Raw genomic sequence first — 14,081 nt, forward strand, 5'->3', positions numbered from 1 at the left:
TCAGGTGCAGGACCGCAGTTGCACCGCATACATGTCAGCGCGCTGATCAACTTCTCCGGCGACGCGGACAAGCCACGGCTTGGAGTTGTATGACCCGCGGGTGAACCCGGTGCGGCCCTCGTGATAGGCCAGATACTGGTTGCGCGCGTCCGATACGGGCACGCCCAGCCGCGACTGGGTTTCCAGCATGTACCAGCCCATGAAATCGGTCGCATCGCGGATGCGGTCACGGCGGGCCGAACGCTTGCCGGTCTGATCCAGGTATTCCTCCCACGTGCCATCGAGGGCCTGCGAATAGCCATAGGCGCTGGACTGACGGCCCAGTGGGATCACCCCGGCCGCATAACGGTAGGGGGTGCGCGCATCAGAAATGAATTTGCTTTCCTGATAGATCGTCGCCATTTGCACGTGCACAGGCACGCCATATCTGCGTTCCACTGCACGGAATGCGTTCAGGTATCCGGGACGCTCGGACAGGATCGAACAGGCGTTGTCCAGCTGACGGGGGGCCGTGCCCGACCCGCCACCACAGCTGGCAGCCAAAAGAACCAATGCCAAAGCGCGAAAGAGTCTGCTCATCTGCCTCACTCGCTTTTGTTTTTTATTTTGCGAGGACTATAGCGAAAAACAGCGCCCGTGGAAATCACGAATTGTTAAAGGACGGCTGCAAGGATCAGGGGAAGGGCCGCGACAGACATCAGGGTCGAGGCAACAACAAGCCCCGCAACGGACGGCGCATCTGCCTCGTACTTTTCAGCAAGCAAATATGAGGTGACGGCGACCGGGGTGGCGACTTGCAAAACCAGCACTCCAAACGCAACCCGGTCGAGGCCGAACAGCGTCCCGACGCCCCAGGCGATGCCGACACAGAGGCAGAGCTTAACAAAGGATAAACCCACCGCGCGCGCCATCCCCTTGGCCGACAGGCGGGCCACCGCGACCCCCAGCGTGATCAGCATAACAGGGATCGCGATTTGCCCGATCAGTTCCAGGGTGTTGGTCAGAAAGGTCGGTGTTTCCCAGCCCTGCCACATGAACAGCGCGCCCAGCACCGTGCCCCAGACCAGCGGTTCGCGCAGCACCTTGCCGATGGAACCCGCCCCCGCCACCAGCCAGATGCCATAGGTGTAGGACCACAGGGCCATGATCGCAAAGACGATGATCGCATAGCTGAGACCGACGTCGCCGAACGCAAACAGCGCCAGCGGCAGGCCCAGATTGCCGGTATTGCCGAAAATCAGCGGCGCCGTATAGGTCCGCCGCTCCAGCCTCAGCAGTTTGACCAGCATCAAAAAGGCCAGCGTGACAAACCCATAGGCCATCACCGAGGCCAGCGACAAAGCGGTCAGCGCGGCGGGGTCGATTCGGGTCTGCATGAGCGAGACAAAGATCAGGCAAGGCAGCGACAGCGTCATCGCCAACTGGGTGACAAACTGGATCCGGTACTCGAGACCCACCTTGACCCAGACGAAACCGATGCTGGCCAGCAAAAAGACGGGGGCGACGATTTGAAGGACTGTTACTGTCAGGTTCACAGACTGTTTCCAGCAAAAATGCGCTCAATTATTGGACAAATGTCCCTTGCACCGTGTAGTCACGGACGGTAGGGGGCGCAACGCCATGCTGAGAACTCGCGCAAAATACCACCTGGGCCAAGTCGTACGGCACAAGAAACACCCCTTCCGGGGCGTGGTCTTTGACGTGGACCCCGAGTTTTCGAACACGGACGAGTGGTACGAGGCGATTCCCGAAGACAGCCGCCCCAAGAAAGCGCAGCCGTTTTATCACCTGCTGGCCGAGAACGATCAAAGCTATTACGTGGCTTACGTCTCTGAACAGAACCTTGTTGCGGACTACTCCGGTGAACCTGTGGACCACCCGGACATCCCTGATCTGTTCGGCCCGTTCCAGGACGGCACCTACCCGCTGCATTTCCAGCTGAACTGAGGGAAGATGGGCAGATTGCCCATCCTACTTGGCGCTCCGTAGGTTAGGCTGTCTGCCCACCGCACCTCAATACCCCAACGCACAGCCATCCTTGCGCGCATCGCTCGCCCCTTCCAGCACGCCGTTGTCATGCATCTCGATCGCCTGCGCGCCGCCAATGGCCGTTTCGCGGATCACGACGTTATGGCCCAGATCGGACAGTTCGGCACGCACAGCCTCGCTATAGCCCCGCTCGATCTTGAGGTCCCCCTGATCCGTAAAGGTGCGCGGTGCGTCGATGGCGGCCTGCGGGTCCATCCCGTAATCCACAAGGTTGGTGACAAAGCGGGCATGGCCCATCGGCTGATATGCCCCGCCCATCACACCAAATGGCATGATCGGTTTGCCATCCCGCGCCAGCATGCCGGGGATGATGGTATGCATGGGGCGCTTGCCACCCTTCAGCTCGTTCGGATGCCCTTCTTCGAGGGTAAAGCCTGCGCCGCGGTTTTGCAGCAGGATGCCGTATTTCTCGCTTGCGATGCCCGACCCAAACCCGTTGAAGATCGAATAGATCAGCGACACAGCCATCCGGTCCTTGTCGACCACGGTGATATAGATCGTGTCCTTGTGCACCTGCTCGGACAGCTCCGTGGCGCTTTGAATTGCACGGGTCGGGTCGATCAACGCGGCCAGTTTTGCCGCTGTGTTCGGGTCCAGCATGTGATCCAGGCGGGTGGTATATTCCATGTCCGCCACAAAGCGATTGCGCGCGTCATAGGCCAGTTTCGCCACCTCGGCCTCGATATGGGCACGCTGGCTGCCAAACGGGTCCATGCTCGCAAGGTCGAAATGGGTGAGCATGTTCAGCATCAGATTGGCCGTTGCGCCATGGCCGTTTGGCGGATGCTCGAACAGTTCGGTGCGCTTGTAAGTGCTGCTGATCGGGTCCGTGTCGGTGCAGGCGGTTGTCGCGAAATCCTCGGCCGTGTGCTTGCCACCAAGGGCTGAAAGGGCCGCCAGCATGTCGTCGGCCACTTCGCCAGTGTAAAACCCGTCGCGCCCGTCCGCTGCGATCCGGCGCAGCACTTCGGCCTGTCCGGGCGCGGCGAACACCTGTCCGGCCGAGGGCACCTTGCCATTCACGAGGTAGTAATCCCGCGCCGCACCTTGCAAAACCTCGGCATCGCGCACCCAGTCAAAGGCGACGCGATCCGACACCGGCACGCCGTGCTCTGCATAGTGGATCGCGGGGGCAAGGACGCGGTCGAGGCCCAGCGCGCCCACCCGCTCGGACAGGGTGCAAAAGGCGTCTATGGCGCCGGGGATGGTCACGGCATGCGGGCTTTGGATGGGAACCACGCTCTGACCCTTTGCGCGCAGGTCTGCGGCATCAAGGGCGACTGGGGCGCGACCCGACCCGTTGAGCGCGTTGATCTTGCCGCTGGCATCGGACCACAGCACGAAACAGTCGCCGCCGATCCCGGTCATTTGCGGCTCGCAAATGCCCAGCAGTACAGCGCCCGCAATGGCCGCATCCATCGCATTGCCGCCCGCCTTGAGCGTCTCGACGGCGACCTGCGCCGCCAGCGGGTGCGAGGTTGCGCACATGCCAGAGGTTGCCAGAACGGGCGAACGCCCCGGAAAATGGAAATCACGCATGTCGGAAGGCCCCTTTGCTCAGCGCAGTGCCCCGCAACCTAGTTGCGTCAGCGGCCATGTCTACTGGATTATGGGGGGAGTAAGTTCCTCGGTGCCGCGCACTGGGTGGGGGCAATTAAACGCGACACCGAGGGAAGCCATATGCAGCTACAAGGAATGGTATGCCGTTTGATCAAGGCATGAATGTGGTCGCTGCGCGGCAGTTTTGCGGAATCTGGCGGATGGGTAAGATTGCATGGCCGAAGGTGCGCATCCGAATAGGCAGGCAGAAGGTGCGCGGGGCCTTCAGCGGCAGATCACCTCGACGGCCATCTCCGCAAGGAAAATACGAAACACCAAAGGATCAATGCGAACCCAGCACACTCCACCCGCGTACCGCCCTGCGGGCGATCAGCTGATGGCGACGGCCAGACGCAGGCTCAGGTGGTTTTCTGAATTGATCCGGTCATAGGTTACATCCTTGGCCAGGTCCTTGATCAGGAACCAGCCAAACCCGCCCTCGGGCATGTCATTCAGTGCGACATCGGTTTCCACAGGGGTCCCCAGCGGCGTGCGCCCGTCCGGCATCGCGCGGCCCGCATCGATCACCGTCATATGCAGACCGTCGCGGGCGTGGCTGCAGGTGATGTTGATCGGCCCCTCAGGGTCGCCTTCGGGGTAGGCATGCTCGACAATATTGTTCAGCGCCTCGGCCATGACCAATTCCACTGTTCCGGCTTCTTCGACGTCCAGCGACAATGGCGTCAGCCCCTCCATCAGCTTTTTCAGGGCTTCGCGCACGGCCATTGTGCCGCTTTGGATCGAGATGTTGAAGGCAGGGAAGGTTGAGACGGCGGACATGGAGCAGTCTTTCATAAGGAGCGACAAGTCAGGTCTTCAATGCGTCAAGGGCCCCGTCGAGGGTCGAAAACACACTGAAAACACTGTCCATTCGGGTCAGGCGAAACACTTTTTCCACCGTTGGCGTCAGTCCGGCCAGCGCAAGCTTTCGCGACGCACCCATATGTTTCATTGAGGCCACGATCGCCCCCAACCCACTGGAATCGATGAATTGTACCTCGCTCAGGTCCAGTACCACTGTGTCGCTGCCCCCTTCGGTCGAGGCGCGCATCGCATCCTTGAATTCGATGGCAACAGCGGCGTCGATCCTGTTATCCAGTACGGAAACCACTTGCAGGTTGTCTTCTGATCGGCTGCGAAGATCCATGTCCGCCCTCATGCAGGTTCAGGTTACATTGCGTGTCTAAAAGCCAATCCTTACTATTAGGTTGCCACCTGCCCACAAAGGAGCCCGCCTCATGAAACCAGTTGTCATCGCCGGTGCCGCGCGCACCCCAATGGGCGGATTTCAGGGCGCCTTGTCCGATATGCCCGCCGCAACTCTGGGCGGGATTGCCATCAAGGCGGCAATGACGGCGGCAGGGGCCGCATCCGTGGACGAGGTGTTGATGGGCTGTGTGCTGCCTGCGGGACAAGGTCAGGCCCCCGCGCGTCAGGCCGGATTTGCTGCCGGACTGAGCGAGGATGTGCCTGCGACGACGCTGAACAAGATGTGCGGCTCTGGCATGAAGGCGGCAATGATGGCCTTTGACCAGATCGCCCTGGGCCACGCGGACACGATGATCGCAGGCGGGATGGAAAGCATGTCAGGCGCGCCCTACCTGCTGCCCAAGATGCGCGGCGGCGCGCGGCTGGGCCATGCACAGGTTGTCGATCACATGTTTCTTGACGGGCTTGAGGATGCCTATGACAAGGGCCGCCTGATGGGCACTTTCGCCGAGGATTGCGCGGAGACCTACCAGTTCACCCGCGACGTTCAGGACGAATACGCCCTCGCCTCGCTGTCGCGCGCGCAGGCCGCGATTGAAAGCGGCGCGTTTGAGGGTGAGGTGACCCCGGTCGAGGTCACCTCGCGCAAGGGCACGACAACCGTCGCTACGGATGAACAACCCGGCAGCGCGCGTCCCGACAAGATCCCCCACCTGAAACCCGCCTTTCGCGAGGGCGGGACGGTGACGGCGGCCAATTCCTCGTCCATTTCGGACGGGGCCGCGGCCCTGTTGCTTGCCTCCGAAGAGGCGGCCGTGGCGCAGGGCCTGAGCGTGCGGGCGCGCATCCTCGGCCATGCCAGCCATGCGCAGGCGCCGGGTCTGTTCACCACGGCGCCTGTGCCCGCCGCGCAAAAACTGCTGGCGCGGATCGGGTGGACCAAGGAGGACGTCGATCTGTGGGAGGTGAACGAGGCCTTTGCCGTGGTGCCGCTCGCCTTCATGCGGGAAATGGGGCTGGACCACGATGTGGTTAACGTCAACGGCGGGGCCTGCGCGCTGGGGCATCCCATTGGGGCCTCTGGCGCCCGGATCATGGTGACGCTGCTGAACGCACTGGAAAAACGCGGCCTCAAACGGGGTGTTGCCGCCATCTGCATCGGCGGGGGCGAAGGCACAGCCATCGCCATCGAGCGGGTTTGACCTTCTCTGTTTTCAAAAATCCTCGGGGGAGTCGCGCCAGCGACGGGGGCAGACAGCCCCCCCCGCGACCCCGTCCAGAAAGACCAAACCTATGCCTGACTACCAAACGCTTGCCAAAACCATCGCCGCACTGACCGAGGGCGAAGACGACGCCGTCGCGCTCATGGCCACCATCGCCTGCGAAGTACACCACAGCGATCCGCGTTTTGACTGGACCGGGTTTTATCGGGTGACAGGGCCGGAGATGCTCAAGATCGGACCCTATCAGGGGCGGCATGGCTGTTTGCACATCCCATTCTCGCGCGGGGTCTGCGGGGCGGCGGCGCGCAGCGGTGAGGTGCAACTGGTGCCGGATGTCGACGCCTTCCCCGACCATATCGCATGCGCATCCTCAACCCGTTCTGAACTTGTGTTGCCGGTGTGGAACGGTGCGGGGGACCTCATCGCGGTGTTCGATATCGACAGCGACCAGCCGGATGCGTTCACACAAGAGGACGCCACAGCACTCGCGCAAATTCTGGCGGATAGCTTCGCCCTCACGTGAAAAAATGGATTGATTTTTCACCGATTCTGCATTTACCTGAAAATCAGCCAAGGATTTTCACGGACCATGCTGCAATCCGACCCTTCTACCGCCACCAGCCTCGGGGCTGACCTGCGTGCATTGCGCAAGGCGCGGGGGATGACGTTGCAGGATATGGGGGCGGTGCTGGGGCGCTCGGTTGGCTGGCTCAGCCAGGTAGAGCGGGATCTGTCCGAACCCTCAATCACCGATCTGCGCCACATCGCAGCAACGCTCGACATCGCGGTGTCAACGCTGTTCCGGCGCGGCGCCGCCCCGGTCGAAGAAGAAGGTTACGTGGTGCGCAGCGCCGCACGTCGACCCATTGGGTCGCGCACCGCCGGGCTGGTCGAGGAACTGCTGTCCCCGGACCTCACCGACGACTTTGAAATGGTCCACTCGACCTTTCAGGCCCATAGCGAGATTCCCGTGGCCGTCACACGCCCCACGCAAGAGGTTGGTTACCTGATCTCGGGTCGGCTGGACCTCGAAATCGCGGACCGCGTTTTCACCCTCTCCCCCGGCGACAGCTTTCGCGTGCGGGGCGAGCCGTTTCGCTGGATGAACCCCTATGACGCCCCGGCCGTGGCGATCTGGGCCATCGCGCCCCCGATCTACTGATGTCGCTGGAGGGGTGGATCATATTCGCGCTGTTCTGGACGGTGTTTGTGACCACACCGGGCCCCAACGCAGTCAACTGCATCACCAACGGCATGACCATCGGCTTTCGCCGGGCGATGATCGGGGTGCTGGCGATCCTCACGCAGGCCACGCTGTTCCTGATCCTGTCGGCGCTGGGGATCACGGCACTGATCGCGGCCTCACCGACGGCATTCTGGGTGGCCAAGCTGATCGGGGCCGGGTTTCTGGTCTATCTCGGGATCCGGGGCTGGATGAACGCGACCAAGCCGCCGAAAATCGCGCCCGTATCCGGCAGATCGGTCTATCTGCGCGCACTCGCCATTGCCACGATCAACCCCAAAAGCGTGGCAGGCTACCTCGCCGCCTTTTCGCAATTTGTCCAACCCGACGTCCCGGTCTGGGATCAGATGTGGCTGATTGTGCCCACTGCGCTGACGATCACTGCGCTCAGCTATACCGGGTTCACCGCCCTTGGGGCCGGGATCGGCAAGGCCGCACTCGGAGCCGTCTTCAACGCATGGGTGCGCCGGGTCATGGCGGTCTGTTTCATTATCTACGGCGTCCTCTTGGGGGCCGCCGCAACCCCGGGGAGGGCATGATGCAAAAGGGCAGCTGCCTGTGCCGAGGGGTCACGTTTCACCTGACCGGGCCATTGCGCCCATCCGTTGGGTGCCACTGCATCCAGTGCCGCAAAACCAGCGGGCACTATGTCTCGGCCACGCAGGTTGGCCCGGATGATCTGCACATCACCAACGATGACACCTTGGCATGGTATCAATCGTCACCCGGTGCGGCGCGCGGTTTCTGCAAGGTCTGCGGATCGTCGCTGTTCTGGCGCTCGGATGCTGACAACGGGGCAACATCGGTCATGTCCGGCACGCTGGACGGGGCCACCGGTATGGTGACCGGCGAACATATCTTCACCGCCTTCAAGGGCGACTATTATGAAATCGAAGCGGGCGTTCCGCAACGAGAGGACTGACATGAGCGATTTTCCAACAACGGCCCGCGTGGTCATCATCGGCGGCGGGGCCGTCGGCACTTCGACCCTGTACCATCTGGCCAAGGCAGGCTGGAAAGACTGCGTTCTGCTGGAAAAGAACGAGCTAACGGCGGGTTCGACATGGCACGCGGCGGGCAACTGTCCGAACTTCTCCGGCTCCTGGGCCGTGATGAACATGCAGCGCTATGGGCTCGAAATGTACCGGACCCTTGGCGATGACGTCGACTATCCGATGAACTACCACGTCACCGGCGCGCTGCGTCTGGCCCATTCCAAGGAACGGATGCAGGAGTTTGAGCGGGTCGCGGGCATGGGCCGTTATCAGGGCCTCGAGATGCAGATGTGCACGCCCGCCGAGCTCAAGGAATTCAACCCGTTCATGGAAACCCACGACCTTGCGGGCGGTCTTTGGGACCCGCTGGACGGGGATATCGACCCGGCCCAGTTGACTCAAGCGCTGGCAAAAGGCGCGCGCGAGGCTGGCGGGCGGATCGAACGGTTCTGCCCGGCCACAGGGATCGAGCGCGATGGCGACGAGTGGATCGTGAAGACGCCCAAGGGCGATATTCGCTGCGAGTTTGTCGCCAACTGTGCAGGCTACTACGCCCAACGCGTGGGCGAGATGTTCAAACCATTCGGCGGGCGCACCGTGCCGATGGTCGTCATGTCCCACCAGTATTTCCTGACCGAACCAATTGCCGAGCTAGAGGCGTGGACCAAGGAAAAGGGCCACAAGATGCCGATGATCCGCGACGTGGACATCAGCTATTACCTGCGGCAAGACAAGTACGGCCTGAACCTCGGCCCCTACGAGCGGAATTGTAAGGCACACTGGGTCACGCCCGACGATCCGATGCCCGAGGATTTCTCGTTCCAGCTCTATCCCGACGATCTGGAACGGCTGGAGTTCTACATCGAAGACGCGATGGAGCGTGTGCCTGCACTTGGGACTGCCGGTGTCGGGCGCAACATCAATGGCCCGATCCCTTATGCGCCTGATGGTCTGCCCCTGATCGGCCCGATGCCGGGTGTCAAGAACGCGTTTGAGGGCCACTGCTTTACCTTCGGGATCGCCCAAGGGGGCGGCGCGGGCAAGGTGCTGTCCGAATGGATCATGCATGGCGAGACCGAGTGGGACATGTGGGCCACCGACCCGCGCCGTTACACCGACTATGCCGATCACGACTATTCGCTGGCGAAGGCGCTGGAAACCTATGGCCACGAATATGCGATGCACTTCCCGCATCACGAATGGCCCGCGGGGCGCGACAAGAAATTGTCGCCGGTCGATGATCGTATCCGCGCGATGGGCGGCCAGATGGGCGCCTATAACGGTTGGGAACGGGCCAACTGGTTTGCCAAGGACGGCGACGACACGTCCGAGGAATCGACCCACACTTGGGATCGCAACGGCCCATGGGCCCCCCGGGTGAAGGAAGAGGTTGAGGCGGTGCGTGACGGCGTTGGCGTGCTGGATCTGCCCGGGTTCTCCCGGTTCAACCTCGAGGGCGAAGGGACCGCCGAATGGCTGCGGGGCCGCATTGCCGGTGCGCTGCCCAAGGCGGGCCGCATGACGCTGGGCTATTTCCCCGACAGCCGGGGGCGTATCCTGACCGAGATGTCGCTGATCCGACACGGCGAGGATCACTTCACCCTGATCACTGCTGCGCCTGCGCAATGGCACGACTTTGAAGTGTTGAAAAAGGACCTGCCCGAAGGGCTGAGCCTGACCGATCACACCACCGAGTTCTCTACCCTGATCGTGAGCGGACCGAAATCGCGCGCGCTGTTCGAAGGGCTGGGAACCGAGGCAGACCTGAGCCTTGGCTGGCTGACCCATCAGGACGCCGTTGTGGCGGGCAAGGCGTGCCGGATGCTGCGCGTGTCCTTTGCGGGCGAACTGGGCTGGGAGGTGCACGCGCCGATGGCTGACATCCCTGCGATTTACGACGCGATTGTCGGGGCTGGGGCAACGCCCTTTGGCATGTACGCGCTGAACTCCATGCGTCTCGAAAAAGGGTACCGCGCATGGAAAGGCGACCTGAGCACGGACTACACTCTGTTCGAAGGTGGTCTGGACCGCTTCATCAAGCTGGACAAGCCTCAGGACTTCCCCGGCAAGGCCGCCTTGCAGAACGAAAAACAACGAGGGCCCAAGAAACGCTTTGTCACGCTGCTGGTCGAGGCGGGTGATCAGGACGCGCCTTACATGTCCACGATCTGGAGCGGCGATACGGTGGTTGGTGAAACCACGTCGGGCGACTGGGGCTACCGCATCGACGCGTCCATCGCGCTGGGTGTGGTGCGCACCGATCTGTCCGAACCGGGATCCGAACTCGAAGTCGAGATGTACGGCAAACGCTACAAGGCGACCGTGCAGCCCGACCAGCCCCTGTGGGACCCTGCCAACGAACGGCTGCGGGCGTGACGACGCGCGCGCAGCCCGAGGGACGCAGCCATGGCTGATATCACCCTGCTGGATGGCGGGATGGGGCAGGAACTGGTGCACCGCGCCGGGGACAAACCCACGCCGTTGTGGTCGACACAGATCATGCTGGATCACCCCGGTCTGGTCACGCAGGTGCATGCGGATTTCTTTGCCGCAGGTGCCACCATCGCGACCACCAACAGCTATGCGATCCACCATGATCGCTTGACCGGCACGCCGGTCGAAGGCGCGTTTTCAGCACTGCACCAAAGCGCACTGTTCGAGGCGCGTACTGCGCGACGCGAACACGGATCGGGGCGGATTGCAGGGGCCATTGGGCCGCTCAGGGCCAGCTATCGCCCTGACCTGCACCCGGCCCCGGATGTGGCGGTGCCGCTGTTCGCTGAGGTGGCTGGCTTGCTGGCACCGGCTTGTGATCTGTTGATTTGCGAAACCGTGGCGTCATTGGCCCATGCGCGTGACGTTCTGGCCGCCAGCGTTCCGCTGGGTCTGCCCGTCTGGCTTGCCCTGTCCGTCGATGATCTGGATGGATCAAAGCTGCGTTCGGGCGAGCCGGTCGCCGATGCCGTACCCGTGGCGCACGCGGGCGGGGCCAGTGCGCTGTTGATCAATTGCTCCACCCCCGAAGCGATCCCTGCGGCCCTTGCAGGCATCCGCGAAACGACGCTGCCTTTCGGCGCCTATGCCAATGGGTTCGAACAGATCAGCGACGGCTTTCTGGGCGACAAACCCACCGTCGACAGCCTGTCCGCCCGCCGTGATTTCACGCCCGAACTCTATGCCGACCACGTCATGCGCTGGGTCGCGAGCGGCGCCACCATTGTCGGGGGCTGCTGCGAAGTCGGCCCGGCCCATATTGCTGAAATCGCCCGTCGCCTGCGCGACGCTGGCCACACCATCGTCTGAGGACCCAATATGCCTGATCTTCCCTCCTCTGCCCGCGTTGTCATCATTGGTGGCGGCGTCATTGGCTGTTCTGTTGCCTACCACCTGACCAAGCTGGGGTGGAAAGACGTGGTGCTGCTGGAACGCAAGCAGCTGACCTCGGGCACCACGTGGCATGCTGCGGGCCTGATCGCACAACTGCGTGCAACGGCGAATATGACCAAGCTCGCGCGCTATTCCCAAGAGCTGTATGGCGAACTCGAAGCCGAAACTGGCGTGGCCACGGGTTTCAAACGGGTGGGGTCGATCACCGCCGCTCTGACCGACGAACGGCTCGAAGAGTTGCGCCGCCAAGCGGGCATGGCCCGCGCCTTTGGCGTCGAGGTCGAAGAAATCTCGCCCAGCGAGGTCAAGGCCCGCTATGAGCATCTGAACATCGATGGTGTGACCGGGGGCGTTTACCTGCCGCTCGACGGGCAAGGCGATCCGGCCAACATCGCGCTGGCACTGGCCAAGGGCGCGCGCCAACGCGGGGCCAAGGTTCAGGAACGGGTTGCTGTGACCAACATCGTGCGTGAAGGCCGCAAGGTCACCGGCGTGGACTGGAAAGGCGAGGATGGCAGCGACGGCCACATCGCCTGCGATATGATCGTGAACTGCGCGGGCATGTGGGGCCACGAGGTTGGGCGCATGGCGGGCGTGAACGTGCCGCTGCAGGCCTGCGAACACTTCTATATCGTGACCGAAGCGATCAAGGACCTGACGCAATTGCCGGTCCTGCGCATCCCGGACGAGTGTGCCTATTACAAGGAAGATGCAGGGAAAATCCTGCTGGGCGCGTTTGAGCCCAACGCCAAACCATGGGCCGTGGACGGCATCCCGCGCGACTTTGAATTCGACCAACTGCCCGAGGATTTCGACCACTTCGAGCCGATCCTTGAGGCGGCCGTAAACCGTCTGCCGATGCTGGCAGAGGCGGGGATTCACACGTTCTTCAACGGGCCGGAATCCTTCACCCCTGACGACGCCTACCACCTTGGCCTTGCACCCGAGATGGACAATGTCTGGGTCGCGTGCGGCTTCAACTCCATCGGCATCCAGTCGGCGGGCGGCGCGGGCATGGCATTGGCGCAGTGGATGGAAGATGGCGACAAACCCTTCGATCTGGGCGATGTTGACATCTCTCGCATGCAGCCCTTCATGGGCAACAAAACCTACCTCGCCGATCGTTCGACCGAGACTCTGGGCCTGCTTTATGCCGATCACTTCCCCTTCCGCCAAAAGGTCACGGCACGCGGCGTGCGGCGCACACCGTTCCACAACCACCTGATCGAACGTGGGGCTGTCATGGGCGAGTTGGCGGGCTGGGAACGCGCCAACTGGTTCGCCCATGAAGGGCAGGAACCGGCCTATGACTACAGCTGGTCGCGCCAGAATTTCTTTGACAACGTGCGCGAAGAACACATGGCCGTGCGCCAGAACGTTGGCATGTATGACATGTCATCCTTCGGCAAGATCCGCGTCGAAGGGCGCGATGCCGAAGCGTTCATGAACTATGTGGGCGGCGGCAACTATTCGGTGCCAAATGGCAAGATCGTCTATACCCAGTTCCTGAACAATTCCGGCGGGATCGAGGCGGATGTGACCGTGACCCGGCTGAGCGAGACCGCCTATCTGGTGGTGACCCCGGCGGCGACTCGTTTGGCCGACCAGACGTGGATGATGCGCCATGTGGGCGACTTCAACGTGGTCATCACCGATGTGACGGCGGGCGAGGGTGTTCTGGCCATCATGGGTCCGCGCTCGCGCGAGTTGCTGAACGCGGTGAGCCCTGCGGATTTGTCCAACGAAAACAACCCGTTTGGCACCGCGCAAGAGATCGAGATCGGCATGGGCCTCGCCCGTATCCACCGCGTGACCTACGTGGGTGAGCTGGGCTGGGAGGTCTATGTGGGCGCCGATATGGCAGGCCATGTGTTCGAAACGCTGCACGAGGCGGGCCAAGGCATGGGCCTGAAAATGTGCGGCATGCATATGATGGACACCTGCCGGATTGAAAAGGGCTTCCGCCACTTTGGCCATGACATCACCTGCGAGGATCACGTGATGGAGGCGGGCCTCGGCTTTGCCGTCAAGAAGGACAAACCATCCTTCATCGGGCGCGAGGCGGTTCTGCGCAAGCAGGAGGAAGGGCTGAGCAACCGAATGCTGCAATTCAAGCTGACCGACCCGGAGCCGCTGCTGTATCACAACGAACCGATTGTGCGGGACGGCGAGATTGTCGGCTACCTCAGCTCTGGCGCCTATGGGCACCATCTGGGGGGTGCGATGGGCCTTGGCTATGTGCCTTGCAAGGGCGAGACGGCAGCGGATGTTCTGGCCTCGACCTACGAGATCGACGTGGCGGGGACGCGGGTGCGGGCCGAGGCGTCATTGAAGCCAATGTACGATCCGAAATCCGAGCGTGTGAAGGCGTGACGC

The 14,081-nt window shown here is 62.3% G+C and carries 14 protein-coding genes; 9 read left to right on the top strand and 5 right to left on the bottom strand.

Annotated features, from left to right (window positions below):
• Both Q1A89_RS00475 and Q1A89_RS00480 read right to left on the bottom strand, forming a co-directional pair.
• A complete protein-coding gene (locus tag Q1A89_RS00475; protein WP_299722147.1) occupies window positions 1-579 on the bottom strand; it encodes a lytic transglycosylase in 579 nt (192 codons plus the stop codon).
• A gap of 74 nt (window positions 580-653) precedes the next feature.
• Window positions 654-1,535, bottom strand: a complete 882-nt coding sequence (locus tag Q1A89_RS00480; RefSeq protein ID WP_299722150.1) for an AEC family transporter — start codon at window positions 1,533-1,535, stop codon at window positions 654-656.
• Window positions 1,536-1,620: 85 nt separating this feature from the next.
• Between Q1A89_RS00480 and hspQ the strand changes: the two genes are divergently transcribed.
• Window positions 1,621-1,947, top strand: a complete 327-nt coding sequence (hspQ, locus tag Q1A89_RS00485) for a heat shock protein HspQ (RefSeq protein ID WP_108838100.1) — start codon at window positions 1,621-1,623, stop codon at window positions 1,945-1,947.
• A 66-nt stretch (window positions 1,948-2,013) separates the two neighbouring features.
• On the opposite strand, the gene Q1A89_RS00490 is transcribed toward hspQ, so the two are convergent.
• From Q1A89_RS00490 to Q1A89_RS00500, 3 genes are all read right to left on the bottom strand, one after another.
• The gene (locus Q1A89_RS00490; RefSeq protein WP_299722156.1) at window positions 2,014-3,588 is read right to left on the bottom strand and encodes a gamma-glutamyltransferase family protein; all 1,575 of its coding nucleotides are present in this window, start codon (window positions 3,586-3,588) and stop codon (window positions 2,014-2,016) included.
• A gap of 390 nt (window positions 3,589-3,978) precedes the next feature.
• Window positions 3,979-4,428, bottom strand: coding sequence for an ATP-binding protein (locus Q1A89_RS00495; protein ID WP_299722159.1), 450 nt, complete (start codon window positions 4,426-4,428; stop codon window positions 3,979-3,981).
• Between the two features lie 28 nt (window positions 4,429-4,456).
• Window positions 4,457-4,795, bottom strand: a complete 339-nt coding sequence (locus Q1A89_RS00500; protein WP_299722163.1) for an STAS domain-containing protein — start codon at window positions 4,793-4,795, stop codon at window positions 4,457-4,459.
• A 91-nt stretch (window positions 4,796-4,886) separates the two neighbouring features.
• Here Q1A89_RS00500 and Q1A89_RS00505 point away from each other — a divergent pair, with 91 nt between their 5' ends.
• The 8 genes from Q1A89_RS00505 (at window position 4,887) to Q1A89_RS00540 (ending at window position 14,078) form a co-directional block, all read left to right on the top strand.
• Complete coding sequence (locus tag Q1A89_RS00505) at window positions 4,887-6,059, top strand: thiolase family protein (protein ID WP_299722165.1); 1,173 nt, start codon at window positions 4,887-4,889, stop codon at window positions 6,057-6,059.
• A gap of 91 nt (window positions 6,060-6,150) precedes the next feature.
• Window positions 6,151-6,603: a GAF domain-containing protein gene (locus tag Q1A89_RS00510; RefSeq protein WP_299722168.1), complete on the top strand. Its 453-nt coding sequence runs from the start codon at window positions 6,151-6,153 to the stop codon at window positions 6,601-6,603.
• 66 nt (window positions 6,604-6,669) lie between these two features.
• Window positions 6,670-7,242 carry an XRE family transcriptional regulator gene (locus Q1A89_RS00515; protein ID WP_299722172.1) on the top strand — a complete coding sequence of 191 codons (573 nt, stop codon included), beginning with the start codon at window positions 6,670-6,672 and terminating at the stop codon, window positions 7,240-7,242.
• On the top strand, window positions 7,242-7,862 hold the full coding sequence (locus tag Q1A89_RS00520) for a LysE family translocator (protein ID WP_299722175.1): 621 nt from the start codon (window positions 7,242-7,244) through the stop codon (window positions 7,860-7,862). The genes Q1A89_RS00515 and Q1A89_RS00520 overlap by 1 nt, the downstream gene beginning before the upstream one ends.
• Entirely contained in the window at window positions 7,862-8,245 is a 384-nt protein-coding gene (locus tag Q1A89_RS00525; protein ID WP_299722178.1) for a GFA family protein, read from the top strand. Before Q1A89_RS00520 ends, Q1A89_RS00525 begins: the two co-directional genes overlap by 1 nt.
• 1 nt (window position 8,246) lies before the next feature.
• Window positions 8,247-10,694: an FAD-dependent oxidoreductase gene (locus Q1A89_RS00530; RefSeq protein ID WP_299722181.1), complete on the top strand. Its 2,448-nt coding sequence runs from the start codon at window positions 8,247-8,249 to the stop codon at window positions 10,692-10,694.
• 30 nt (window positions 10,695-10,724) lie between these two features.
• On the top strand, window positions 10,725-11,621 hold the full coding sequence (locus Q1A89_RS00535; protein WP_299722184.1) for a homocysteine S-methyltransferase family protein: 897 nt from the start codon (window positions 10,725-10,727) through the stop codon (window positions 11,619-11,621).
• A 9-nt stretch (window positions 11,622-11,630) separates the two neighbouring features.
• Complete coding sequence (locus Q1A89_RS00540) at window positions 11,631-14,078, top strand: FAD-dependent oxidoreductase (protein WP_299722187.1); 2,448 nt, start codon at window positions 11,631-11,633, stop codon at window positions 14,076-14,078.
• Window positions 14,079-14,081 lie beyond the last annotated feature (3 nt).

The organism is uncultured Tateyamaria sp., assembly GCF_947503045.1.
Classification (GTDB): Bacteria; Pseudomonadota; Alphaproteobacteria; order Rhodobacterales; family Rhodobacteraceae; genus Tateyamaria.